General features: G+C 41.6%; 23 protein-coding genes and 2 pseudogenes. 7 read left to right on the top strand and 18 right to left on the bottom strand.

Annotation, left to right across the window (positions count from 1 at the left end):
• Window positions 1-11 precede the first annotated feature (11 nt).
• Window positions 12-107: pseudogene (locus J7E81_RS30640) on the top strand (aldo/keto reductase); the annotation flags it as partial.
• Between the two features lie 142 nt (window positions 108-249).
• Here J7E81_RS30640 and J7E81_RS20580 read toward each other — a convergent pair.
• The 3 genes and pseudogenes from J7E81_RS20580 to J7E81_RS20570 all read right to left on the bottom strand — a co-directional run.
• Window positions 250-1,611: an FAD-binding oxidoreductase gene (locus J7E81_RS20580; RefSeq protein WP_215045315.1), complete on the bottom strand. Its 1,362-nt coding sequence runs from the start codon at window positions 1,609-1,611 to the stop codon at window positions 250-252.
• Between the two features lie 111 nt (window positions 1,612-1,722).
• The gene (locus J7E81_RS20575; protein ID WP_215045314.1) at window positions 1,723-3,909 is read right to left on the bottom strand and encodes an alpha-galactosidase; all 2,187 of its coding nucleotides are present in this window, start codon (window positions 3,907-3,909) and stop codon (window positions 1,723-1,725) included.
• Window positions 3,910-3,989: 80 nt separating this feature from the next.
• Window positions 3,990-4,164: pseudogene (locus J7E81_RS20570) on the bottom strand (DedA family protein); the annotation flags it as partial.
• A gap of 37 nt (window positions 4,165-4,201) precedes the next feature.
• On the opposite strand from J7E81_RS20570, the gene J7E81_RS20565 reads away from it, so the two are divergent.
• On the top strand, window positions 4,202-4,615 hold the full coding sequence (locus J7E81_RS20565) for a DedA family protein (RefSeq protein WP_215045336.1): 414 nt from the start codon (window positions 4,202-4,204) through the stop codon (window positions 4,613-4,615).
• Between the two features lie 22 nt (window positions 4,616-4,637).
• Here J7E81_RS20565 and J7E81_RS20560 read toward each other — a convergent pair whose 3' ends face one another.
• Both J7E81_RS20560 and J7E81_RS20555 read right to left on the bottom strand, forming a co-directional pair.
• The gene (locus J7E81_RS20560; RefSeq protein ID WP_215045313.1) at window positions 4,638-5,378 is read right to left on the bottom strand and encodes a TPM domain-containing protein; all 741 of its coding nucleotides are present in this window, start codon (window positions 5,376-5,378) and stop codon (window positions 4,638-4,640) included.
• Window positions 5,378-5,953, bottom strand: coding sequence for a LemA family protein (locus J7E81_RS20555; protein WP_215045312.1), 576 nt, complete (start codon window positions 5,951-5,953; stop codon window positions 5,378-5,380). Before J7E81_RS20555 ends, J7E81_RS20560 begins: the two co-directional genes overlap by 1 nt.
• Before the next feature lie 456 nt (window positions 5,954-6,409).
• Here J7E81_RS20555 and J7E81_RS20550 point away from each other — a divergent pair, with 456 nt between their 5' ends.
• On the top strand, window positions 6,410-6,691 hold the full coding sequence (locus J7E81_RS20550; RefSeq protein ID WP_215045311.1) for a YggT family protein: 282 nt from the start codon (window positions 6,410-6,412) through the stop codon (window positions 6,689-6,691).
• Window positions 6,692-6,818: 127 nt separating this feature from the next.
• On the opposite strand, the gene J7E81_RS20545 is transcribed toward J7E81_RS20550, so the two are convergent.
• Window positions 6,819-7,589 carry an NRDE family protein gene (locus tag J7E81_RS20545; protein ID WP_215045310.1) on the bottom strand — a complete coding sequence of 257 codons (771 nt, stop codon included), beginning with the start codon at window positions 7,587-7,589 and terminating at the stop codon, window positions 6,819-6,821.
• A 220-nt stretch (window positions 7,590-7,809) separates the two neighbouring features.
• Here J7E81_RS20545 and J7E81_RS20540 point away from each other — a divergent pair, with 220 nt between their 5' ends.
• The gene (locus J7E81_RS20540) at window positions 7,810-8,040 is read left to right on the top strand and encodes a hypothetical protein (protein ID WP_215045309.1); all 231 of its coding nucleotides are present in this window, start codon (window positions 7,810-7,812) and stop codon (window positions 8,038-8,040) included.
• Between the two features lie 70 nt (window positions 8,041-8,110).
• On the opposite strand, the gene J7E81_RS20535 is transcribed toward J7E81_RS20540, so the two are convergent.
• A complete protein-coding gene (locus J7E81_RS20535) occupies window positions 8,111-8,956 on the bottom strand; it encodes a VOC family protein (RefSeq protein ID WP_215045308.1) in 846 nt (281 codons plus the stop codon).
• Window positions 8,957-9,218: 262 nt separating this feature from the next.
• On the opposite strand from J7E81_RS20535, the gene J7E81_RS20530 reads away from it, so the two are divergent.
• From J7E81_RS20530 to J7E81_RS20520, 3 genes are read left to right on the top strand one after another with little or no spacing between them, the layout of a single operon-like run.
• On the top strand, window positions 9,219-9,998 hold the full coding sequence (locus J7E81_RS20530) for a nucleotide sugar dehydrogenase (RefSeq protein ID WP_251028770.1): 780 nt from the start codon (window positions 9,219-9,221) through the stop codon (window positions 9,996-9,998).
• A gap of 20 nt (window positions 9,999-10,018) precedes the next feature.
• On the top strand, window positions 10,019-10,549 hold the full coding sequence (locus J7E81_RS20525) for a phosphatase PAP2 family protein (RefSeq protein WP_215045307.1): 531 nt from the start codon (window positions 10,019-10,021) through the stop codon (window positions 10,547-10,549).
• 24 nt (window positions 10,550-10,573) lie between these two features.
• On the top strand, window positions 10,574-11,716 hold the full coding sequence (locus J7E81_RS20520) for a glycosyltransferase family 4 protein (protein WP_215045306.1): 1,143 nt from the start codon (window positions 10,574-10,576) through the stop codon (window positions 11,714-11,716).
• A gap of 50 nt (window positions 11,717-11,766) precedes the next feature.
• Here the strand turns inward: J7E81_RS20520 and J7E81_RS20515 are convergent, their stop codons facing one another.
• The 11 genes from J7E81_RS20515 to mglA form a co-directional block, all read right to left on the bottom strand.
• Window positions 11,767-13,149 (bottom strand): L-cystine transporter, encoded by a 1,383-nt coding sequence (locus J7E81_RS20515; protein WP_215045305.1) that lies wholly within the window; start codon window positions 13,147-13,149, stop codon window positions 11,767-11,769.
• A 232-nt stretch (window positions 13,150-13,381) separates the two neighbouring features.
• Window positions 13,382-15,007 carry an ATP-binding protein gene (locus tag J7E81_RS20510; RefSeq protein ID WP_215045304.1) on the bottom strand — a complete coding sequence of 542 codons (1,626 nt, stop codon included), beginning with the start codon at window positions 15,005-15,007 and terminating at the stop codon, window positions 13,382-13,384.
• A 132-nt stretch (window positions 15,008-15,139) separates the two neighbouring features.
• Entirely contained in the window at window positions 15,140-16,549 is a 1,410-nt protein-coding gene (locus J7E81_RS20505) for a sigma-54 interaction domain-containing protein (protein WP_215045303.1), read from the bottom strand.
• A 123-nt stretch (window positions 16,550-16,672) separates the two neighbouring features.
• Window positions 16,673-17,458, bottom strand: coding sequence for a 3-hydroxybutyrate dehydrogenase (locus J7E81_RS20500; RefSeq protein WP_215045302.1), 786 nt, complete (start codon window positions 17,456-17,458; stop codon window positions 16,673-16,675).
• Window positions 17,459-17,491: 33 nt separating this feature from the next.
• Window positions 17,492-18,925, bottom strand: coding sequence for a GntP family permease (locus J7E81_RS20495; protein WP_215045301.1), 1,434 nt, complete (start codon window positions 18,923-18,925; stop codon window positions 17,492-17,494).
• Window positions 18,926-19,143: 218 nt separating this feature from the next.
• A complete protein-coding gene (locus tag J7E81_RS20490; RefSeq protein ID WP_215045300.1) occupies window positions 19,144-20,328 on the bottom strand; it encodes an acetyl-CoA C-acetyltransferase in 1,185 nt (394 codons plus the stop codon).
• Between the two features lie 188 nt (window positions 20,329-20,516).
• Entirely contained in the window at window positions 20,517-21,167 is a 651-nt protein-coding gene (locus tag J7E81_RS20485; RefSeq protein WP_215045299.1) for a 3-oxoacid CoA-transferase subunit B, read from the bottom strand.
• Window positions 21,164-21,817 (bottom strand): acetate CoA-transferase subunit alpha, encoded by a 654-nt coding sequence (gene atoD, locus J7E81_RS20480; RefSeq protein ID WP_215045335.1) that lies wholly within the window; start codon window positions 21,815-21,817, stop codon window positions 21,164-21,166. The genes J7E81_RS20485 and atoD overlap by 4 nt, the downstream gene beginning before the upstream one ends.
• A gap of 142 nt (window positions 21,818-21,959) precedes the next feature.
• Entirely contained in the window at window positions 21,960-23,138 is a 1,179-nt protein-coding gene (locus tag J7E81_RS20475) for an ABC transporter substrate-binding protein (RefSeq protein WP_215045298.1), read from the bottom strand.
• Between the two features lie 369 nt (window positions 23,139-23,507).
• A complete protein-coding gene (gene mglC / locus J7E81_RS20470; protein WP_251028769.1) occupies window positions 23,508-24,560 on the bottom strand; it encodes a galactose/methyl galactoside ABC transporter permease MglC in 1,053 nt (350 codons plus the stop codon).
• A gap of 12 nt (window positions 24,561-24,572) precedes the next feature.
• Window positions 24,573-26,078: a galactose/methyl galactoside ABC transporter ATP-binding protein MglA gene (mglA, locus tag J7E81_RS20465; protein ID WP_215045297.1), complete on the bottom strand. Its 1,506-nt coding sequence runs from the start codon at window positions 26,076-26,078 to the stop codon at window positions 24,573-24,575.
• Window positions 26,079-26,301 lie beyond the last annotated feature (223 nt).

Below are 26,301 nucleotides of genomic sequence, written 5' to 3'. Positions count from 1 at the left end.
GCTGCGATTAGTTTGACTTCGAACTAACGAAAGCAGAAATGGAACAAATGGACGGTTTGAACCAAAACCATCGCATCGGTCCAGACCCAGACAACGTCGATTTCTAAACAAAAAAAAGGGTTGGTAATGATGATGCCTTTTTACCATTACCAACCCTCTTATTGTGTGAATCTACTTATTGGTGCCTGTCACCGTTTGTAACCATTCCACCTTGTTTAACTATTTATCGGTGCCTGTCACCGTCACCCTTTAGAATATTTTCCCTGGGTTTAGGATGTTTTGGGGATCGAGGTTGATTTTGATTGTTTTCATGATGGGGATTAGGTCTCCGTGTTCTTCCTGCAAGAACGCTTTTTTGCCGAGTCCGATGCCGTGTTCACCGGTGCAGGTTCCCCCTTTGGATAGGGCATAGGAGACAATCTGATGATGAACTCCTTCGACCACTTCCAGTTCTTCTTCGCTGTTCGGGTCAATTGGCAGGCAGGCATGGTAGTTCCCATCACCGACATGCCCTAAAACAGCTCCCTCTAAGCCAAATTTCTCAATGACACCCCTCGTCTGCTTTAAGGCCCCAGCGAGTTCCGATAACGGAACGCAGACATCGGTAAACATTAAGACTTTGCCAGGATTAGCGGCCTGTATAGCAAAGGCTGCATGATGCCTTGCCTCCCATAATTGGGCCCTTCTTAACGAGTCATTCTCAAATTCAAAAGAAACACATTGCTCATCCTTTAGAATCTCTTGCATGACTTCTACGCTATATGTAACTTCCGGTTCATTGCCGCTGAACTCCAAGAAAAGGGTTGGTTCTTCCCTGAATTCAGTACTCTTAAAATGATTTACTGCTCGAATCGTTTTTTCGTCAACCAGCTCGATTCTCCCAATTGCAAGACCTGCTTTTAAAAGAATGGCAGCCGCATTTCCTGCAGCTTCAATCGAAGGAAACGTGGCTTTCACAGCAGATATGGTCTCTGGAATCCCGCGAAGCTTTAGCGTTAACTCTGTAAAAATACCCAGTGTCCCTTCTGATCCGACAAACAAGCCTGTTAAATTGTAGCCTGCTGAAGATTTAAAAGAATGTCCACCTGTTCGAATGATGGACCCATTAGCTAAAACCACCTCTAACCCGAGGACTTGATCACGCATCACCCCGTATTTCACGCTGTTGGTACCACTTGCATTCGTCGCGGCCATTCCGCCAATCGATGCATCTGCCCCTGGATCCGTTGGAAAAAACAGCCCATGCTTTTTCAAGGCTTGATTGAGCTGATTTCTAGTCACCCCTGGCTGGACGATGACCTGAAAGTCATCAGGCCGGATCGAGACGATTTGATTCATTAGACTGAAATTAAGACTTATGCCCCCCTGAACCGGAATAATTTGCCCTTCCAAGCTTGTCCCCGCCCCGTAGGGGACTAGGGGAATAGAATGTTCACCCGCAAATTGAACAATCCGGCTTACCTCCTCTTTTGACTTAGGAAACACGACGGCATCCGGGCTGAATGGCGGATGGTATGCCTCCCCTTTACTATGCTGTTCTAAAAGGGTTTCATTGATTGACACGCGCTCACTATCCCCGATCATCGCTAACAATTCATCATAAAGATTCATTCTGTTCTCCTCCATCACATTGAAGCTAGTAATCTATCTTAATTACCATTTTAATCTTCGAGAAAGTTAATTTATAGACAATATTAAAAATTTTCACTTTTTTATTTGGAATTAGCAGCTATCTAAGCAATAAATTTCAGAGAAAAAGTCTTCCTTTATCAACGGTAAGGTAAACCCAATCTTCAGCAGCTCATCCCCATAAAAAACCCTGTCTTCGTTATCAATTTTGTATTTAAGCTGTGGATTCAGCCCCCGTAATCTTAATCGTAAAAAAGGTGGATTTGGCGTTGCCAGCGCTTTATAATAAAATACCACAGCTTGCTTTTGATCGTGTCCTACATACATCCAAGCGGTATCCATCCCCTCAAAAGGGCTCCACAGCCGATACAAATCACCAAAAAGGACAATCTCTTTTATTTGATGATAAAGTTGGATTTCCTTCTTGACTAACTCCCGATCTTCCTTGCTTAGTTTATCAACATTTAATTCAAAACCAAGATTGGCTGCCATTGCGACATGACACCTCATCCGTAATGGCGTCACCCTGCCAACCTGATGATTGGGGACATCTGATACATGGGCACCCATCGTGATGGCTGGATAAACGATACTTGTTCCATATTGAATTTTCAGCCTTTCGACGGCATCCGTATCATCACTCGTCCAGGTTTGCGGCATGTAATAAAGCATCCCTAGGTCAAAGCGGCCGCCCCCGCCCGAACAGCTTTCAAACAAAATCTCTGGAAATCTTGACGTTAATTCCCCTACTATCCGGTACAACCCGAGCATATAGCGATGGGCGGTCTCCTTCTGCCTTTCCGGGGGCAATGCAGCTGACCCCACTTCTGTCATATTTCGGTTCATGTCCCATTTTACATAGGAAATCGGGGCACTTTGAAAAAGTGTCGTGAGCGTATCAATCAGCCATTCACATACATCATTCCGGCTTAAATCTAGAACAAGCTGATTTCTCGAAAGAGTTCGATTCCTCCCCGGTACATGCAGACACCAGTCCGGATGCCTGCGGTACAAATCACTATCCGGCGAAACCATTTCCGGCTCGACCCACAAACCGAATTGCATCCCTTTCCCGTTGAGATAACGGGCTAATCCGTTTAATCCATTGGGCAGTTTTCTTCGATTAACCTTCCAATCTCCGAGTGAACTCTTCGCATTATCACGACGGCCAAACCAGCCATCATCTAAAACAAACAGTTCAACGCCAAGTCCCTTTGCAGCATCAGCAATTTCCTTTAACTTTTTTTCAGTGAAATGAAAGTAGGTCGCTTCCCAATTATTAATGAGGATAGGTCGTGCTCTGTCCCGATAAACACCCCGGCAGATCCGGCTCCGAATCATTTTATGAAAAGTTCTCGACATTCCGCCCAAACCCTCTGAAGAATAGACCATCATCACCTCTGGTGTTTGAAAAATTTCGCCTGCCGTTAAAGCCCAAGAAAAATTAAATGAATTAATCCCCATGCCGATTCGGGTGATTTCAAAGGGATCGACCTCAATGGAGGCCTGAAAATTCCCGGTATAGACAAGACTCATACCATAAACCTTGCCATGGTCTTCCGTGGCATCTTTTGATAATAACGCCAGAAAAGGATTCTGTTGATGACTGCTCGCACCCCTTGTGGAAGAAATGGATTGAACACCGTGGGTCATCGTGCGGCGTTCTATCTGCCGTTCTCTAGCCCAAGTTCCCTGAAGATGAAGCCAGTCCCAGTTCGAGTCATGAAAATCTACAGACATGCTCATACATTTTTCTATCTTCACCTCACGGCTGCCTAAATTTTCAAAGGAGACCGACCTCGTTATCACTTCAAAATCACGGTAAATCGTATAATGCAAGTTCAGTCCAACACCTAGCATGGAATCTACCAGTGTGATCACCAGCGTGTCTGCCTCATCCTCCTTCTCCACATAGGCCATTGGCAACCCAATCAAGCGAGGCTTTCCTTTAAAAATTTCATGTGAATCATAGACAAATTCAGTGACCGTTGACCCATCAGGTGCTTGAAGCTGATAGGCCGGCGTTCGGAAGTCGCCATTTCCAAAGGCCGGATATTCCTGCGGCAGGGTATCAAGCGAAAAACGGGGGTCAGCCGGTTCATTCATCGGCGAAAAGGCTCTTCCTTTAAATGGAAGGATCGCTGAGGGCTGAAGCATTTGAACCCTACTCCCCCAATATACATGCGCTAAATATTTTCCATAGACAAGTTGAATCATGTAACTGATTCTGCCATTATACAAATGAAATAGCTGCTCTTCTTCATTCCATTCAATCGGCATCAGACCACTCCTAAAACAGACATTTACTTCACTATATTCACGACTGAAGTGGAAAATGGTGTCAAGGCATACATAAAAGTTCCAAAATAGGCACATAGGAGTGAGGGTAGGTACGCTAGTTTTCCCTCGAAAATATTATAGCCAACATAAGTAAGAAGACTCATCAGGAATTGGCAAGCCAATAATTCCACCGACCAAGGCGAAAATAATTCCAAGATAGCCAAAGTGTTCAATAAGATGATTTAAGTAATCCATCGTTACACTTCCTATATTCCATTCTAAAATTTAGCTAATATCTATTATCTGCAAAAATTCTGCGCCATTTTTACATAAGTTTGGTCCAAAGCTCCATATCAGTGAGGCAAAAATTGAACGAACGAAGAAATTATTCAATAAATTCGGCCCATTCCTTCTTGTTATAGGTTTTTTTATTCCAGGAGTTCGGCATATTACTGCCTATCTCGCAGGAATTAACCATTTCTCTTATAAAAAGTTCGCCTTGTATGCTTATTTAGGAGCATTGTTATGGTGCTTTGCCTTTATTTCTCTTGGCAGAATACTTGGTGAAAATTGGGTCTATGTAGGAACCTATTTTTCAAGATATAGTATCTATATCATTGTTTTTTTCCTAGTAGGAATCCTCCTGTCCTATTCCTATCTGAAGAAAAGAAAAGGAATGAAGTTAGAAAAAGATGCCCTCAACTAGAGAGCATCTTTTTTTGCTGGCATCACCAGCCTCGGCTTGCTCCTCCGCCGCCAGAGGAACCGCCGCCGCCGCCGCGGGATCCGCCGCCACCGCCTCTTCCGCCGCCGCGGGATAATATGGAGAGGAGTAAATAGGTAAGTGTGCCTCCGAAAAATTTAAAATCAAGGAAGACAACAACCAAAACAATGATGACGATCAGCCAAGATGGGATTCCGATTCCTTCATCCTTTGGCACCGTTTTTTGTCCATTCTCACCGTTATATTCCGCCAGAACTTCTTTGGCGAGTGCTTTGTAAGTTTCCGTTACAGCCTGGTTTGGCTGGTTATTTTTTAAATAAGGAATCGCATATTGATCCAGAATTCGGCCGGCTTTCGCATCGGGAATTCTTCCTTCTAGGCCGTAGCCAACCTCAATCCGAATTTTGTGTTCCTTCATTGATAAAACAAGCAGGACCCCATTGTCCTCTTTTTTGCTGCCGATTCCATATTGACGAAATGCCTCATTCGCATATTCTTCAATGGTTTTATCGCCAATCGTTTCAACAGTCATCACAGCGACCTGTGCGGTTGTCTGATCTTCGATGTTCCTGCCTATTTTGATTAATTCAGCTTTTTCTGTTTCATTTAGGACATGGGCAAAATCTTGTACATAAATATCTCCGACGGGAGCAGGTATTTGGACATCCTCAGCAAGTGCACGGGCTGTACACAGAAATAACGTGGTAAAAACCAATAAGAAGCTGAAGATCCGTTTTGCTTTCATTACCCATTGCCTCCAAAATCAACTTTTGGGGCTTCTTGAGCTTGGGGGGCTGCTTTAAAATATTCTTTTTGATCAAACCCGCCGATTCCTGCAATGATCGAGCCTGGGAATCTTTTTACTTTTTTATTAAATTTAGCAACTTGCTCATTATAATCCTTACGCGCAACTGCTATTCTGTTTTCGGTTCCCGCCAGTTCATCCATCAACTGGGTAAATTGCTGGTCCGCTTTAAGGTTTGGATAATTTTCAACGACAACAAGCAAGCGGCTTAATGCACCGGATAATTGATCGTTAGCGGTCGCTTCTTCCTCGGGGGTTTTTGCTCCGGCAAGCTTTGCACGTGCATCTGAGATCGAGGCAATGACTTCTTTTTCATGTGCTGCATAGCCTTTTACAGTATTGACTAAGTTTGGTATTAAATCGAGCCTTCGCTGGAGTTGATTTTCGATTTGAGCATGCGACTGATTCACGTCTTCTTCTAGATTGACAAAGCTGTTATAGCTGGACATAAACATGAGGCCGAAGATAACAATCACAGCGACCACAATTCCTATTCCTAACCAACCTTTTTTCAATCTACTCACGTCCTTTCTCACTTATAGTATATATCACTTAGTAAATAAGTTCCCTTTTTAGCCATTTAAAAACTTACCTATAATATCCATTTAACTAAACGTTTGATTAGTTATCTTATATGGGCAAATAATGTTGATTTATCAATGTTGTCCAAGATCTAATCAAACGTTTGATTAGTTTTGTTGCTGAATTAATTAAACGTTTGATTAATATTTTTCATTCGCCAACCGTTGAATTTAAGGATTTGTTAAGTTATTTATGGAATAATAAACCCATTAAAGGCCTTGTCACTACGGCTTTCCCGTATGATATTTTTATCTAACAGGGGTTCAGTATAAATAGCATTTTATGATATCAATTAGAATTATGAAACCTTTAGTGGGCTTAGTCGTATATATATGTATCTTACGAAGTTTGTACTTATAATAAAACTCTAAAAGACGGGGAGATATAAATTGGGATTATACATTTTGCAAATTGGACAATATGCTTTTGAAATTTATTATTGGCTTATCTTAATATCGATTTTTGGTTCCTGGTTTCCACAATTTCAATCCACCAAGATTGGCATGTGGATTTCTAAGCTCGTCGAACCATATTTAAGCATTTTTAGACGTTTCATTCCTCCATTGGGACCTATTGATATCTCACCAATTGTCGCTATATTTGTTTTTAGGTATTTAACAGGGTTTGCTCTAGAAGGACTGCGCCAGTCATTGAATGTAATTGGGGTGTAAGGACAAGTATGTTCACCCCTCTCCAAAAAAAACCTGAAAAGGGAACACTTTTAAAAAAAGTGCTCCTTCTTCTGGTTTTTTAATTTTCGTACTCTACCTTTCCATCTTCCTGCCTAATTACGTTTGATTAGTTTTCTTTTTCAAACAGCTCAATCGTATATGGTTGGGTATTTTCGCCGTTCTCTGTATAGACTCTTTCTATATATTGAAGCTTTGTCCCTGTCATGAACATCACCGTTGAACTTCTCGTTCCATAGTGCTCACTCTCAATAAACAACGGCGAAAGCATCCGTTCCCATTCCAATGTTACACCTGTACGTGGAAGAGCTTCATCCGGGGCGGGATCCGCATTTTGCAGAAGGGCAAACAATTTTTCAGTCATATCATTGGTGTGTTCCTTTATGATGTGAGCTAAACCGGCCTTTCCCTTTTCTACCTTTGGCCAGTTACTATTTAATAACTGGTTACTCACTCCATATATACCAGGCTTTAATTTTTCCAGTTTTTGACCGACATTCGAATAATAATATAAATTTTGCCCATCACCTGCCAATAAGTTATAACCAGGATACAAGTGATTATGTGTTGCAAGATGCTGCATATATCCTTCTATATTTCCTTTATATTTCAAGGCATCCGCCACTAATTCTCCGCGTGAACGCTTTCCCTCCGTTGCTTCTTTTGGATTGCGGTAATTAGTCAAAGCCGCAAAGCGCCCGCTAGTGGTCACTCCCATCCACGTGCCCATTTTTTCCAGGTCCCTTCCTGCCAGAATTTCAGGATGGTCCTCCCAAAAGTGTGCAGGAGCGGTTGACCGTCGATAAAATTCATCGCGATTTGCCGCAACAATTAGTGGATACTCCTTATGAACACGATAAGCAAACAGAATCAAACACAAAAAAAATCACCACCTTAATATAAAATACACTTTACTAAAATAGCCTTCCCACTTCATAATTCGTCACATTCCCAACAAAAACCTTTAACTTGGTGCCTGTTACCATTATTAACCCCTTCGACTTAATAATGGTGACAGGCACCGTTTGGGAATGCACCGAATTATTTTTGGGGTTTAGCGGAAAATAATCTTGTTTGAAGGATGAAGAGGAGGGTTTTGTATGTCTGAATTAGAGCCGCTTGAGTACGATACGGGTACGGCGATTCGCGATTATGACATTATTCAAATTACGCAAACTGAAATTGGGTATGAGGTTCTGTTGGATGTGAATTTAGACAGCGGCTATTCTTTAGCAAGAACAAAATTAGAAATCACTCATGAGGATTTACAAGGTTATGAAACAACTGAAGTAGAAGAAGGCATTAAATATGCGTTGGGGTTTTTCTCATAAGGAAAACCTCTTAAACGCAAGAAAGATCCCTGCTCATTGCGCTAGAAGAGCAAAGCAGGGATCTTTTCTTTTATACGACGAGATGAATTTGGTTTCCTGCTGGGTCACTTGTAACATAAAAGTTTCCTTCATTGCTTAAAGGAGCTCCTATTTGCTTTAGTTGCTCCATGACTTTTTCCCTTGCCTCCTGATTTGGGAAAACAATTGAATACCAATTTAAACCAACACTATTTTTCGGCGGCGTTGGAGCCCCTGCTCCCTGCCAGGTATTGATGGCAACATGATGGTGATACCGGCCGGACGAAAGAAACACTGCTTGCGGATAGTAACTTACAACCTCAAAGCCCATTCCTTTTGTATAGAATTCTTTAGATTTTTCTAAATCACCTACATGCAGATGGATGTGCCCCATAATTGTCCCAGACGGAAGGCCTTTCCATTCAGCGTTACTCTCTGCTAGAATTCCTTCTGCATCCAGCTGTTCAGTTGCCATTTCAACTAATCCATTCTTCCAGGTCCATTCAGAAGAAGGCCGGTCCCGATAAACTTCAATCCCGTTACCATCAGGGTCATTCAAATATAAAGCCTCACTTACATAATGATCGGCAGCCCCAAGCGGATACCCTGTTAAAATTAAGTGCCGTAAAAAGTCCCCTAAGTCGGCCCGCGATGGCAGTAGTATAGCAAAATGATACAATCCTGACATGCGTTCTTGTTTCGGAATGACATCTGCTGGTTCTTCCAAAGTTAACAGCGGCGTTTTACCGTCAGCGGTCAAAACAGCTTTCCGTTCACTTTGTTCCAATACTTGAAGACCGATAATATTTTGATAAAACGTAACAGAATAAGCGAGATTTTTTACCTTTATAGTAACTTCACCAACATAAATGTTTGGTTCCTGATGAAACTGTTCCATATTCATCCCATCCTTTTCCTATCGATACAAAAATAATAGCAATCATTCTATGCCTAATATGGTTTAATTCCATTCCACTTATTATTCATTTGAACCTCTTAAGTGTAACTTATAATTATCTCGAATCCAAGTATTATTAATTAAATATATTATTATGCACTTTTTAAAACTAACACAGTCTTAACACTCTCTTTACACTAGGTTTAGAAAAAATCCATCATTCGCTAATACAATAGAGTAAACAAATTATTGGAGGGATTGGATGAAGGTCACAGTTGCTGGAGCAGGTTATGTAGGATTGGTTACTAGTGCTTGTTTAGCGGAGCTCGGACATGTGGTGACATGTGTGGACGTTAAAAAAGAGAAAATTGATATGCTGCAGAGCGGACGTTCCCCTATTATTGAGCCTGGTTTAGATTCTCTATTAGAAAAGAACTTACATAACAAGCAGCTGAATTTTACGATAAACCCGTATGATGCATATTCAAAAGCTGACCTTATTTTCATTGCTGTTGAAACACCAGAAAAACACGACGGTTCAGCAGATTTAAAGTACATCCACGTGGCTGCCCATACGATTGCTCATTATATTGAGCAGGACGTAATTATTTGCACTAAGGGTGCTGTTCCAGTTGGTACGAACGAACTCATTCAAGAAATCATTGACAGCAGAAAACCTCCTAACCTTCAAGCAGAAGTAGTTGCTAATCCTGAATTTCTTCGTGAAGGTACAGCGATTATTGACTTTTTTCACGGAGACCGTATTGTGATCGGTACCAGCGACCCCAAAGCGGCAGCGATTATGGAGCAGTTTTACCAACCGCTGCAAATCCCGATATATAAAACGGACATCCGAAGTGCCGAAATTATTAAATATGCTTTCAATGCCTTTTTAGCAACCAAAATACGTTTTATGAATGAAATGGCTGGTTTTTGTGATAATGTCGGGGCTAATTTAGAGGAAGTAGCATATGGAATCGGACTGGACAAAGAGATAGGCCCTCACTTTCTCAAAGCTTGGAGACCTGACATTACTAAGTAACCTGTTGGAGGGGACTGACCATGACGAAAATAATCGATGCTGTTTATGGATTTGATTGCCGCTTATTACAACGAGTAAACCGCCATTTTGATAAAAAGCTGTTAAATCTTTTCTTTCGAATCCTTACGCAGTTTGGAGGAGCAGACATCACCATCGCGGCTGTCTTCCTTCTTATTGTAATCTCTTCAGGTGAACCTAGGTTAACCGCCATTAGCAGCGCTCTTGCATTATCGGCAAGCCATATCCCTGTCCATATCATGAAACAGCTGTTTCCGCGAAAAAGACCTTACTTGATGATCGAAAGTACCAAGTTTCCCGCTAATCCATTACAGGACCATTCTTTCCCTTCAGGGCATACAACGGCCATTTTTTCTGTTGTAACTCCTTATATTTTAGCCTATCCACAACTTGGACTCGTTCTAATTCCTTTAGGAACGTGTGTAGGGATATCCAGGATTTATTTAGGACTTCACTTTCCATCGGATATCCTTGCAGGTGGTGTTCTTGGGACCATTTGTGGGTTATTGTGCTTTTGTTTGTTATGCTTGTAGGATATTTTTGTTAGGAGGGATGACATGAGAATTGCCATTTTCACTGATACCTTTTATCCTGACATAAACGGTGTCGCCCGAACATTGAAAAGGTTGACTGACTTCCTTGAGAGCCAAAACATTACGTTTAAACTTTTTGTACCAGCCTCTCCAGCAGAGGAGCTTGATGCTGGCCATATACATCGCTCTAAGAGTCTTTCATTTTTCATGTATCCTGAATGCCGAATAGCCTTTCCAAATCTTTATCAAATGAAATCAGAACTACAAAACTTCGCACCTGATTTAATTCATGTAGCAACCCCATTTAACATTGGCCTTTGTGGAGTTTATTTTTCAAAAAATCTAAATATACCTCTTGTTGGATCGTATCACACCAATTTTGATGATTATTTGCAGTATTATAACCTTCCGTTTCTATCGAAACTGCATTGGAATTACATGCACTGGTTTTATCAAACATGTAAAAAGATTTTTGTCCCCTCTCCGACAACACTCCAACTACTAAGCAAGCATGGGTTTCCCAATCTTGAGCTTTGGCCAAGAGGTGTGGATTGCCAGCTGTTTCATCCTTATTATGATAAGGAATCAGTTATAAATCGTTATAGCCTGCAAGGTTCCTATGTGCTGACATATGCTGGCCGATTAGCGCCGGAAAAGGATTTACACACCCTCTTTGCTGCTGCAAAATCTATTCCACCAAACATAAATCAACATATTCATTGGCTAATTATTGGGGACGGTCCTTTGCGGGAAGAACTAGAAACCCAAGCGCCAGAAAACATGACATTTACTGGATATTTAGATGGAAAGCGTTTGGCTGAGGCGTATGCGGCATCAGACTTATTTGTTTTCCCTTCTGCCTCCGAAACTTTTGGGAATGTGGTATTAGAATCACTCGCAAGTGGAACACCTGTGATAGGAGCAAAAGCGGGTGGTGTACAGAATATTATTAAGGCAGGGGCAAATGGACTCTTGTGTAAACCGGGCAATGCTCATGAGTTTTCAAAAGCTATATTGCAACTGTTAACACATGGAGAATTACGTCAGCAAATGGGGAGAGCAGGCAGGAACTATGCACTGACCCAGAGCTGGGACCGGATATGGAATAACCTCATCCGCCAGTACACCGCTGTAATTCAAGAATGCGAACTTCAAAAATACGCTTAACTATGTGTAAAAGTTAAAAATGGTGACAGGCACCGCCTGTCACCTGTTTTTTAGGCTTCAACAATATTTGGCTGTGAATAGGTCTCCTCGTTGAATTCCCCAGTGGCTTTGCTTGTGAGAACACCTGCTGTCATCGCCCCACTAACGTTTAGTGCTGTCCGTCCCATGTCAATCAGAGGCTCGACTGAAATGAGAAGACCGACGATTGCAATAGGAAGGTTCATCACAGATAAGACAATTAAGGCAGCAAATGTGGCTCCGCCGCCAACGCCGGCTACTCCAAATGAGCTAATGGCCACAACCAGAATAAGAGTCACAATAAAGGACAGGCTTGTAGGATCAATCCCTGCACTTGGCGCCACCATTACCGCTAACATGGCTGGGTAAATACCCGCACAGCCATTCTGGCCAATCGTTAAACCAAATGATCCGGCGAAATTGGCAATTCCTTCTGAAACACCAAGGTCCTTGGTTTGTGTTTTAATCGTCATAGGCAATGTCCCTGCACTTGTTCGGGATGTGAAGGCAAAGGTTAAGGTTGGAAGTCCCTTCTTTACATATCTGAATGGATTTAATTTCGCCAATGATAAGAAGAGTAAATGCACAACAAACATGATGATTAGTGCCACATAGGAGGCAATGACAAACTTCCCTAGTTTGGCAATTGCCTCATAATCACTTGTTGCGGTTACCTTTGTGATAATGGCTAGAATTCCATAAGGTGTCAGGCGCAAGATGAGCGTGACAACTCTCATGATAACCGAATAGAGCGTGTCAATAATCTTCGCGAAAAACTCAGCAGGTCCCGGGTCCTTCCTTTTAACCCCAAGGTAAGCAATCCCAATAAACGCTGCAAAAATCACAACCGCAATCGTAGAGGTAGCCCTCGCACCTGTTAAATCTTGAAATGGATTACTTGGAACCAATTCGATGATTTGCTGCGGCAGGGTCATATTTTCAATTCCTGCGGCCCTTTCCGCTAATTGATCATTTCGTGCCTTTTCAGCATCCCCTTGAGTAAGCTGGACGCCATCTAGGCCAAAGCCTAATGCTGAGCCAATCCCAATTGCGGCAGCAATAGCGGTGGTTCCGAGCAAGATTCCAATGACCAGAAAACTGATTTTCCCAATGTTCTTCGTCAGTTTAAGTTTTGTGAACGCCCCGACAATTGAAATAAAGACAAGCGGCATCACAACCATTTGGAGAAGTTTTATATATCCGATCCCGACAATGTTAAACCAATCAATCGATTTGGTGGTCACTTCATGTGTGGTCCCATAAATCAAATGAATAAGATAACCAAAAATAATTCCTAAACCCAAAGCTGTGAAGACCCGTTTTGAAAACGACACATGCTTTTTCTGCATCATAAATAGCCCAAACATAAGCAATAGTAGGACAGCGACATTTATAATGATCAGAACTGTATTCATCGTATTCCTCCCCTGTTTCCTTATAGAAAATCTAATTCTCCTATCAGTCAACTCGGAATTACATTCATCCTAACCAATTGCTTTTTACCATTCATCAAACGTTTGATAGTAAATAAATATGCCAAGTTAGTCATTATATGCCACAACCTTAACTTGCAAATATAAGAAAAGGTGACAGGCACCGCCCGTGGACATTGTCCACGGGTGGTGCCTGTCACCTATATAACTATTTTTAACTTGTTAGCGGGAGTTTGATTACTACTTTGGTTCCTTTGTTTAGTTTGCTTTTATAGGTGATACTCCCGTTGTGTTGTTTTAGGATTTTGTGGCAAATCATGACACCCAGGCCTGTCCCTTTTTCTTTTAAGCTGTAAAACGGCTCTCCTAAACGCGGGAGCAGTTCCTCAGGGATGCCCAAGCCATGGTCCTGAACCGATATTATACAATCATTTGCCTCGTCTCTTCTCATTTTAATGTGAATATCACCTCCAACAGGCATCGCTTCTATGGCATTCTTTAAGACATTTAAGAAAACTTGTTTTAATTGATTCTTTTCCCCTTTCATAATAAAAGGCTCCCCAGTAATCTTTAAGTCAAACTGAATATTATTCATATTTGCCTGAGGAGAAAGTAACTCAACTGTGTTTTCAAGTAACTCCCTTACATTCACTTGGTCCAACTGCACGGCTTGCGGTTTTCCCAGTGAGAGAAGCTCACTTGTGATCGACTCAATCCGCTCCAGCTCACTTAGGAGTAAATCATTATAAACAATCGAACTATTTTCAGCTTTATATAACTGAACAAAGCCTTTGATTGTGGTCAATGGGTTCCGAATCTCATGAGCGACCCCTGCAGCCAGCTCCCCGACAATCGACAGCTTTTCTGACTGCAAAAGAATTTCCTCAGATTTTTTCCGTTCCGAAATGTCCCTGCTAAGGATGACAATGTTTTCAACTGTATCTCCTTCACCCTTAACAGGCATACATTTAGACTCAAATTCAATCCAGTGTCCATCTTTATGAGCTATTCTAATTTCCATTGATTGGGACTCATTATATTCAAACATTCTTTTAATCGCATCTAAAAACATCAGTTTATCATCAGGATGAAGGAGCTTGAAACATCTATGTTTCTCTAATTCAGAGCACGGAAAGCCTAACACATGATCATGGGAAGGAGAAAGGTAACTAATAGCGTGTTCCTTATCCATCAACAATATTAAGTCTGACGTGTTTTCGGCAATCAATCGGTATTTTGACTCACTTGCTTCCACTAGCTTGTACATGTCTGACAAACCCCGATTTAACCGGAGCAGCTTTTCATAGGATTCTATCAATAATACGCCAATGATCACACCCAGCATGACAAACATTAAATATTGCAAATGAAATAAGGGTTTATCTCTAAAGGCATGAAAGAGGATGGGGACTATGATGATATAAATGGCCACATAAGCTGCGAAAAATATAACACTTTTTTTCACATGAGAATGCCGTTTTGTTAGAAAATGAATGATAGTAAAAATAAGCATAATAGCTATCCAGCCAACAATAGCTGTTGTCCATTGACCGCTTTCAAGTAATCGCGTCACCAATGCAAAAATACCCGTAATGATACCAGGCAAGGGACCGAAGTAGACAAATGCCAAAATTACCGGGGCATAGCGAATATCATAAGAATAGCCCTGCTGCTGAAAGGATAACTTGATCAAGACAACCGAAACAATTCCCCCATACACCCCTACCCAATACCGGAAATTCTTAATGGGTTTATGATAAAGGAATGAACCGATGACCAACGGTGTACTTACCAATAGAGAAAAAATCGAGAGATTAATAATATAGTCTAAAAGAACCATCAAATTCCACCCAAACTTTTTCAAATTTACATTATCTCTCTAATCTTAAAACAGAGTTAATCCTATTGCTATTTAGAAACGACATTTTACAGAACTTTCATCCTAGAAGTTTTATTGCTAAGGGAGAAGAAGTTATTTTATATCATAAAACTTACATTTTTCATAAAAACTTGTTTTACCTATTTCCAACAATCTAGCCGCTTCCTGCTTATTCCCATTGGTCATAGTCAGCGCATTCAAAATCGCTTCTTTTTCCACTTGAGCGAGCCTTTCCTTTAACGGAAGTATTCTTTCAGGAGTTTTTTCTTTACCCACAGGACTAACCATCTGGGTAGAACTCTGCAACTCTAGTTCTCGTAAATACAATGGAAGATGGAATACTTCAATTGTTTGTCCATCAAGGACATTGATTGCTCGCTCCAATACATTTTCAAGCTCACGAATGTTCCCAGGCCATGAGTGCTCCATCAGTCGCTGTTCCACTCCTTTAGAAATTTCAATTCCTGTACGAAAAAATCTCCGTTCCAGTTTTTTTAACAAGCTTATTGATATTAACTTTATATCCTCTTTCCTTTTATTCAATGGAGGAATCTCAATTTTTATAACATTCAAGCGGTAATATAAATCACGGCGGAACTTTCCTTCCTCCACCATTTTTTCAAGATCACGGTGTGTAGCGGCAATAATCCGGACATCGACGGGAATTGATTTTTGTCCGCCGACCCGCTGGACTTCTTTTTCCTGTAAAACTCTTAACAGTTTACTTTGCATCGACAGCGGCATATCACCGATTTCATCGAGAAAAAGGGTTCCGTTATGAGCAAGTTCAAATTGTCCCTTTTTCCCACCCTTTTTCGCTCCCGTAAACGCGCCATCCTCATATCCGAATAGTTCCGATTCCAAAAGATGTTCAGGTATTGAAGCACAGTTGATTGCTACAAACGGCAGTGAAGAACGGAGGCTGTGGTTGTGAATGGCATGGGCAAACAATTCTTTTCCTGTGCCGGATTCCCCTATTAAAAGAACAGAGGAGTTGCTGGCAGAAATCCGCTCTGCCAACTTTTTCGCCGCGAGGAAGGACTGACTGCTGCCAATTAAGTCGTGAAAATAGTATTTACTCTTTAACTCTTTGTCTATTTTTGTTTTATAATATTTTAATTCTTCCACTAAATGCTGAATCCTCGTTTTATACATCCGCCATTCTTCTGGACTGCGAAACATAACGGTCCCGAGGGCCCCGACAAGTTTCCCATCGATAATCAGAGGGTACCGGTTTGCGATCATTTCACTGCCATTAATGGGATGAAGGGCGGCCAGCTCTTTTTTGCCGGTCTCTGCGACAATGTGCATCCTTGTGTTTTCAATCACATCCTGAACAGGCCGGTTGATCGCCTCTTCAACGGTTGTTCCCAAAAACTCACAGTAGGCTTTGTTTATATAGAGAATCAAGCCTTCTCGGTCGGTCACAACGATTCTTTCCGCCAATAGGTTGATAATCTCTTCATGCCAATCAGCTGGAATCGCTTCCATTTTGCTGTTCATAGAGTCACACCTTCCCAATGCTGAATATCCTTATTATAACAAAGGATGATGGATGTTCACTAGATTAGAAGTTTTTCACACACAAGAAAGAATCCTATCCGCTATCGAATAGGATTCAAACTATTATTGTGCGGTGTAACCGCCATCTAAAATCACAGCCTGGCCGGTAATTCCTCTCCCTTTTTCACTTGCTAAAAAAACAGCATAATCGGCAATTTCGGTTACGGATAAAAGTCTTTTTTGTGGTACAAGCGGTAAAAGCACCTCGTCAATTACACTGTCTAAGCTGACATTTCTTGTTGATGCAAGGTCTGCTAATTGATTTCTAACAAGAGGTGTATCAACATAACCTGGGCAAAGGGCATTGACCGTTATTCCGCTCTCTGCACCTTCTAACGCCGCAACCTTTGTTAATCCGATAACGCCATGCTTCGCACTATTATAAGCAGCCTTTCCAGCAAAGCCAATCACTCCATTGATGGAAGCCATATTAATTACTCGTCCAAAGCCCTGTTCCTTCATAATAGGGAAGACGTTTTTAATACCAATGAATGGTGCTGTTAACATAATTTTAACCAAGAGTTCAAACTTTTCCGTTGGGAACTCCTCAATTGGTGAAACATACTGCATGCCGGCATTATTAACTAAAATATCGAGACGGCCGAAAGTTAAATAGGCTTGGTGGATACTATTCTTAAAAGCCTCCTCGTTTGTTACATCACATGGAGCAGCAATGGCCTCAAATCCCTGGTCCCTTAATTTTGCCGCCTCCTGTTCACTTTTTTCAGCATTTAAATCGGAAATGACCACTTTTGCCCCTTCATGTGCGAAGGTCTTGGCAATACTTAAGCCAATTCCGCTGGCTGACCCTGTAATGAATGCTGTCTTTCCTTCTAGTAACTTGCTCATTTATGCGAGCCTCCTAATTATCTAGTAATCTTTTTAAATGATTCCAAAGATGGTATAAAGCGCAATCACAAAGAATACCGCTAATGTTTTAATCACTGTTATGGCGAAAATATCTTTATAGGATTGTTTGTGTGTTAGGCCTGTTACAGCAAGCAGCGTAATAACCGCTCCGTTGTGCGGCAATGTATCCATACCGCCTGATGCCATTGCGACCACGCGGTGCATGACTTCTGGTGGAATATTGGCTGCGGCAATCGCCTGATTATACTTATCGGCCATCGCACCTAAGGCAATCCCCATTCCTCCGGAGGCAGAACCTGTCATACCGGCAAGTGTGCTTGTTGTGACAGCCCCGTTTACAAGCGGATTCGTGAATGTACCGGAAATACCATCACTAATTTTTGCAAAACCAGGCAGGGCGGCAATAATTCCGCCGAAACCATACTCAGCACCTGTGTTCATCGTTGCCAGCAGGGATCCGCCAATGGCTGTGTTGAGCCCCTCTTTAAAGTTTTTCGTGACTCGTTTCCAATCATAAAAAAGCGAAGAAATAATCCCAACAACTAATGCCATAATAATGGCCCAAATCGCAGCCATTGCTGTAACATCGACCGTGTAGGCCTTCAAGCCAATCGCTGAAAAATCAAAGCCGTTTGGATACCATTTTGGAATATACGTTATAAATAATTTATTCGTCACTCCCACAAGAATGAGAGGAACAAAAGCTAAAATTTGTTTTAGAACGGATTGTTGCGAGGTTAAATCAGGAGCAGCTACTTCATTTGCCTCTAATTTTTCAGCGGCAGCCGCGTTTTCAGCACCAAATCCGTAATAACCCTCACCCGCTTTTTCTGCCTTTCTTCTTCTAGATTCAAGATAGACGAGTCCTAGAACTAAGACAAAAATAGCTCCAATGATTCCAAGCGTCGGTGCCGCATAAATATCTGTTTTAAAAAAGTTAATTGGGATGACGTTTTGTATTTGCGGTGTTCCCGGTAGAGCGTCCATGGTGAAGGTGAAGGCACCAAGAGCAATTGTTCCTGGAATAAGCCTTTTAGGAATATTCGCTTGCCTAAACATTTGGGCTGCAAATGGATAAATGGCAAAAACGGCTACGAATAAACTTACGCCGCTGTACGTTAAAATAGCTCCTAATAAAACAATCGACAGCATCGCACGTTTTGCTCCAAGTAAACGGACAATCGTTTTGGCAATCGATTCTGCAATCCCTGACATTTCAACAACTTTTCCAAAAATCGCCCCTAATAAGAAGACGGCAAAATAGGATTTAATAAATCCAACCATTTTCTCCATGAATACCCCGGAAAAGAAAGGTAAAACATGGCTTGGATCAATTAGTAATACAGCAAGAAGTGCACATATTGGCGCGAATAAAATAACTGAAAATCCACGGTAGGCTACAAAAATCAGGAGCCCGAGCGCCAGTAAAATAACAAATAATTCCATGTAAATCCCCCTTAAATGTTTTTGTAAGCTTCCTCGTTTACCCCCCTGAAAGGTAAGCGTTTCCATTTAAAAACTTACATCTACTTATTTGCAAGAATTATGCCAATTTCATTTCTATATAAATGAACTAAATAGATCTGGAATGATTCCGTTAATCCGGAAAATTAATTGAAAGCGTTTCCGCAAAAACGGAATTTTCCGTTTTTGCGGAAACAATGTTATTTCTCCATTTCTACTACTGTAGCAATTCCTTGCCCTCCGCCAATACATAGCGTCGCAAGTCCGTAGCGGGATTCCCTTCGTTTCATCTCGTGAAGCAGGGTGACTAACACGCGGGCACCACTGGCACCAATTGGGTGGCCTAAGGCAACCGCACCGCCGTTAACATTCAATTTCTCTCTTGGAATCTCCAGGTCTCTTCCTACAGCAAGGGATTGAGCAGCAAACGCTTCATTCGCTTCCACTAAATCCATCTCCTTGATAGAAAGACCCGCTTTTGCCAGTGCCTTCTTAGATGCGGGCACAGGGCCAATTCCCATTATTTTTGGATCCACCCCTGAGGTCCCATTGCCGCGGATGACAGCCATTGGTTTAATTCCCAGCTCTTCTGCCTTTTCTCTGCTCATGAGTACTAGTGCGGCCGCACCGTCATTGATACCAGAGGCATTGCCAGCTGTTACCGTACCGTCCTTTTTAAAAGCGGGCTTTAATTTTGCTAGCTTTTCAGATGTCACCCCTGAGCGAGGGAATTCATCTGTATCAAAAACGACTGGCTCGCCCTTACGCTGTGGGAGGACAACAGGGACAATCTCATCCTTAAATTTGCTGTCTTTGATGGCTGCCTCTGTCTTTTGCTGGCTCCAGGCGGCAAACTCATCTTGCTCTTCGCGGCTGAGGTCATATTGTTCGGCAATGTTTTCGGCGGTTACCCCCATATGATAAGAGTTAATCGCACATTGCAGTCCATCTTGAATCAAACTATCGAAAATTTTGCCATCACCCATGCGGTAGCCTGTTCGTCCATCCATCAGCAAGTATGGTGCTAGACTCATATTTTCCATACCACCTGCGACGACAATTTCTGCTTCACCGGTTTGGATCGCTTGGGCTGCCAAATGAACTGCTTTTAAACCTGAACCGCACAGTTTGTTGATCGCCATAGAGGATACCTCAGCTGGCAAACCGGCTTTGAGTGTAGCCTGACGGGCAGGCCCCTGGCCAAGACCTGCTTGCAGAACGTTTCCCATAATGACTTCATTAACTTGATCTCCGCTAATCCCGGCGCGGTTTACTGCTTCTTTAATGACAATTGCTCCTAATCCGGTTGCTGGTGTATTACTTAATGTCCCCATGAAACTGCCAATTGCTGTCCGTACTGCACTAACGATCACTACTTCTCGCATAAATAGTTCCTCCTGAAAAGTTATTTTCTTTATAAATTGGAAGATTTAAAATTTAACGGCGGTTTTTATTCATTTATCAGCGATTTTTTAATTTTATCGGCGATATGTTCAGCAATATCAGCGATTTTTGCAATATATCAGCGATTTTAAGAAAAGCCCTCCCAATTCTCTTTCACTAGCAAACACTTTTATTTTATTGCAAGGCCTAAAGTAAAATCCGCTTCTGTCTTTTCCGTTACTGTCTCTAGGTCGACACCCTCTTGAAGTTCCTCCAAAACCAATCCATCCGCTGTAACACGAAAAACAGCCAATTCGGTTACAATTAGATCAACTACCCCTTTACCAGTCAGCGGCAGACGGCATTGCTCGAGAATTTTAGAGGAACCATTCTTGGCCGTATGTTCCATTGCGACAATCACCTTTTTTGCGCCGGTCACAAGGTCCATTGCCCCGCCCATTCCAGGAACCATTTTCCCTGGAACCATCCAATTGGCAAGATTTCCTTTCGCATCTGCTTCCAGCCCGCCAAGAACAGTAACATCGACATGTCCGCCGCGAATTAATTCGAAGGAAAACAGACTATCAAAGAAGGCACCTCCGCGAATAATACCAGCTGGCTGACCGCCGGCGTTAACTAAATCTGGATCAATATCGCCCTCTAAAGGTCCAAGACCCACATAGCCATTTTCTGATTGTAAAATCACGTTCACACCATCAGGCAAGTAGTTGGGCACCATGGTTGGCAGCCCGATGCCCAGGTTCACCACATCTCCATCCTTCAATTCCTTTGCCACGCGTGCAGCGATGATTTGTTTTGGATTAACGAGTGTAGTCATCATGATCGACGACCTCCTTGAACATAGATTTTATCCACGAGGATTCCAGGTGTTATGACTTCATCTGGGTCGATTTCTCCCACTTCTACAAGCTGCTCCACTTGGACAATAACGGTGTCAGCAGCCAAGGCCATCAACGGGTTAAAGTTCCTGGCAGAACGGTGATAAATTAAATTTCCTGCTTTATCGGCTTTAAAAGCTTTCAACAAGGCAACCTCAGCACGAAGGGGCTTTTCAAGCAAATATTCCCGGCCGTCGACGGTAATCTTTTCTTTCCCATCTTCGACAACAGTTCCCACTCCAGTAGGAGTTAATACTCCGCCTAATCCTGAACCTCCGGCACGTACACGTTCAGCCAAGGTTCCCTGTGGAACTAGTTCTACTTCCATTTCGCCCGCAATCATTTGCCGGCCAGTTTCCGGGTTTGTTCCAATATGTGAGGCAATCACCTTTTTCACTCGTTTATTTACAATTAAAGGCCCTACACCTGTTTCTGAGAAAGCGGTGTCATTGGCGATTAAGGTAATATCCTTTACATTCGCTTCAAGCATTGCTGTAACAAGTTCCTGAGGTGTCCCCACGCCCATAAAGCCCCCAGCCATTATCGTCATTCCATCTGTAAAAAGGGACGAAACTTCTTCCCTTGAAATCATTTTATTCACTTCAAAAGCACCTCCTGTAAATTAAAAAGCGAATTAAGTAGGCTACGCTTAATTAATATGCAAGAATTGTGCCAAAAAAAAGACTCCTTCACCATTGGAGTGAAGAAGTCTTTTTATAATCATATTTCGAGATTTATTTAGGGTCAACCTTTGTATTAAATACTTGCTTACCGTCTTTATATTCTAAGACTGTTGCAGATTTAATCGGATTGTGATTTTTGTCAATCGTAACCACACCAGTAACAAGGGATAGATCTTTAGTTTTTTCTAATGCTGCCTTAATTTTGCTAGGGTCAGTGCTTCCTGCACTCTTAATTGCATCTGCTAATAGATAAACTGAATCATAGCCAAGAGCGTTGAAAGCATTTGGTGATTCTCCATTGTTCTTTGCTTTAAAAGCAGATACAAACGTTTGGATCTTTTTGTCTGGGTCTTCGGAAGAATAGTGATTTGTGATATAGGTATTGTTTAACGCATCTTTACCAGCTAATTCTACTAATTTTGGTGAATCCCAGCCATCTGCACCCATTAGAGGAGCAGTGATGCCCATTTCACGAGCTTGTTTTACAATTAACCCAACTTCTTCGTAATATCCAGGGATAAAGATAAATTCAGGATTTTTGGCCTTGATACGAGTTAATGTTGCACGGAAGTCTGTATCCTTTCCAACATATGCCTCTTCAGAGACAACCTTACCGCCTGCTTTTTCAAACGTTTCTTTAAATGAAGCTGCCAAACCTTTCGCATAGTCACTTGCACTATCAGCAAAGATTGCAACGTTTTTAACTTTTAATTCGTTAGCTGCAAAGTTGGCTGCAACTGTTCCTTGGAATGGATCAATAAAAGAAGTACGGAATACGTATTCGTTTAATTTCCCTTTATCTGTAACTGTTACGTTTGGAGCTGTTCCTGATGGTGTTAATAAAACGGTTTTATTGCTATCGGCGATTTCCGCTTGGGCAACAGTGTCACCACTTGTAGCTGCACCGATTATAGCTGTTACTTTATCTTGGCTGGTTAACTTGATGGCACCATTTGTCGCTTCCGCTGCATCTGATTTATTGTCCACTTTAACAAGCTCGATTTTCTTGCCGTCAACTCCGCCCTTTTTGTTAATTTCATCAACAGCAAGATTGATACCTGAAGCAAGTGACTCCCCGTAAGAAGCAACTCCGCCTGAAAGTTCAAGGTTTACACCCAATTTAACGGTGTCTCCTCCTCCTCCAGCACTATCTTTTGCTCCCGAACATCCGGCTAGTACGCCAGCCAATAATGTTGAAGCCATAAACATCTTTGCAAAATTCTTCTTCATCATGACATCCCCTTTATCTTTTTTCTGATTTTTCTGACACAAACATCCATTATTTAGTATCTTAATAGGATCGGTATGTTTAGTCGTTGAATTAATTGATATTTAGTATTGTAATACAATTAATTTCATTCGTCTAGTATATTATTTATTTATTTAAATATTTCTGAAATATATTATTTTTCAAACTTACAAACTGTACTAAACTCACCTTATAAACTGTTTATCTCTATTCATATCTTATTTTTTCCATTGTTAAAGATATTCTATAATATCGAACAATCAATGATTCAAATAACATCATTGGTTACGTTTTCTTTATAAAAGAAAAAGGCAGCTCTCCATGTTGGAAGCTGCCCTATCGTTTTGTGTTTATTTTTTCTTTGCGTGTTTGCGCATATCGAAGGCTACTGCGACGATAATAATTAAGCCTTTTACGATGAATTGGATGTACGGGCTTACGCCAAGGAAAGCTAATCCGTAGTTGATAACTTGGAAAATAAGAACTCCCGTTACGATACCTGGTACAGTTCCAATACCGCCAGTCAATGATACCCCGCCGACTACGCAGGCTGCAATCGCGTCCATCTCGTACATGTTACCTGTATTATTAGTGGCACTACCTACACGACCTGCTTCAAGAACACCGGTGAAGCCGTAAAGAAGACCTGCGATCATATAGATAATGATGATATTCTTGGCTACGTTAACCCCTGAAACCTTTGCTGCTTCAGGATTTCCGCCAATTGCATACATGTTTTTACCAAGCTGCGTTTTATTCCAAATAACCCAAATAATAAGTGATACAATAATGGCATAGAAGATTAGATATGGAAATTCATATTGACCAAGCTTAATTCCTCTTTGGGCAAACGTTGTAAACTTCTCACTTAAACCGCCAATCGGCTGTGCACCATACGGAGGACGGTCAAAGTAGATAGAAGAAGTACCGTACACCACAATCATCATACCTAATGTGGCAATGAATGGCGGCACATGAAATTTTGCCACAATCACACCACTGATGGCAGAAATGAAACCAGTTGCTAACATCGCAATAATAATTGGAACAAATAGTGGTAATTCATGTAAATGCGGGTACATTTTATAAGCATAGTCACTTGCTTGAAGCATGGAAGCTGAAACAACCGCTGCCAAACCCACCATCCGGCCTGCGGAAAGGTCAGTACCGGCCAGAATCAAAATACCCGCTACCCCAAGGGCAATAATAACACGTGATGACGCCTGACTTAGAATATTAATTAAGTTCGTCATCGATAAGAAATCTGGTGATGCCACAACGATCCCAACGACTAGTAGAATTAATACTAGATAAATCACATTATCAACAATCCATTTTGAGAAACCTGATTTCGAATTTTTTGCTTCCTTAGATCCCGATTTTTTTAAAGCTTCTGTACTCATTTTTGTCGCCTCCTAATACAATGCGGCTAATCGCATGATTTCTTCTTGAGAAGTCGTCTTCGTATCAACGATCCCAGCTGCTTTTCCATTACTCATTACGAGAATTCTATCTGTCGTACCCAACAGCTCCGGCATTTCGGATGAGATCATGATAATCCCCTTACCGTCTGCTGCTAATTTGTTGATTAATTGGTAAATCTCGAATTTCGCCCCAACATCTATGCCTCGTGTCGGTTCATCAAGCAATAAGATATCAGGCTTAGTCAATAGCCAGCGCCCGATAATAACCTTTTGCTGGTTTCCGCCGGATAAACTGCCAATTGACGTTTTTTGTGATGGTGTTTTCACTTTCATCGAATCAATTACCCATTGGGTATCGTCCGCTACTTTCTTATTGGATAGGAATCCACTCTTTGTTTTATACTGCTTCATGTTTGAAATGATTGAATTAAAGCTGATGCTTAAATCGGAAAATATACCAGTGGATCTTCTTTCTTCAGTTACAAGGGCAAAGCCGTTTTTAATGGCGTGTTGTGGCGATTGATTTTTAACCACCTTGCCATTCAGCTCAATTTTTCCAGATTTTAATGACCTGATTCCAAAGATTGCTTCGAGTACTTCTGTCCGTTTAGAACCTACCAAGCCGGCAATTCCGAGTATTTCACCCTTTTTCAATTCAAAGCTTACATTCTTAAAAGACGGCTGTGTTTCTGCAGTTAGATCAGAAACCTTTAAAATAATATCTCCTGGTTTGTTTTCCTTAGCGGGGAAGCGCTGTGATAAGTCCCGGCCTACCATTAGCTTAATGATTTCATCCGTTGTCAGATCTTTTGCACTTCTAGTGGCAATGTACTGGCCATCTCGCATGATCGTTACTTCGTCTGAAATCTTTAAGATTTCTTCCATTTTGTGTGAGATGTAAATGATGGCCACATTCTCACTTTGAAGCCGCTTAATGATTCTAAATAAGTGGTTTACTTCCGTCTCTGTTAAGGATGAGGTCGGCTCATCCATTACAATAATTTTTGAATGATAAGATACAGCTTTTGCAATTTCAACCATCTGCATCTCAGAAACAGATAATGAACTAACCTTACTGCGCGGGTCGATATTTATGTCTAGGCCTTTGAATATCGCTGCGGTGTCCTCATACATTTTCTTTTCATCTACGAAAATACCTTTTTTCGGATAACGGCCCAGCCAGATATTATCCATAACATTTTGCTGGCGGACTTGGTTTAATTCTTGGTGCACCATGGAAACGCCGTTTTCTAATGCCTGCTTGGAATTGGCAAATGAAATCTCGCTTCCATTAAAGATGATTTTGCCATTGTCCATCGAATAAATGCCGAATAAACATTTCATTAAGGTTGATTTTCCTGCACCGTTTTCTCCCATTAAGGCATGAACCGAACCCGGCCTCACCTTCAAGCTAACATTGTCTAATGCAAGTACTCCAGGAAATCTTTTTGTGATATTCTGCATTTCAAGTAGATAGGTAGTACTAGATCCTGTCATAAGTGAACCTCCTAACTTAACCATTTAAAAAATATGAGTGATCCTTCCAGGTCCAGCTCATATCTATTTAATAAAAAGTAGTTGAATTTACTATTTGCTCGGTATTCGCTTCACTAAGATGAAAGCTTAGGTCTCCGAACGAAGGAAAAGCATGATCTTTTCCTTCGTTCGAAGAGCGCCAAGGGGAAGTGGCTCCGCCCCCCGAACAGGCGCTTTTCAGATT

The organism is Bacillus sp. ISL-18 (assembly GCF_018613415.1).
GTDB lineage: Bacteria > Bacillota > Bacilli > Bacillales > Cytobacillaceae > Neobacillus.
Note: the sequence above shows the minus strand (reverse complement) of the source record. Positions and strands in the feature narration are given on the sequence as shown.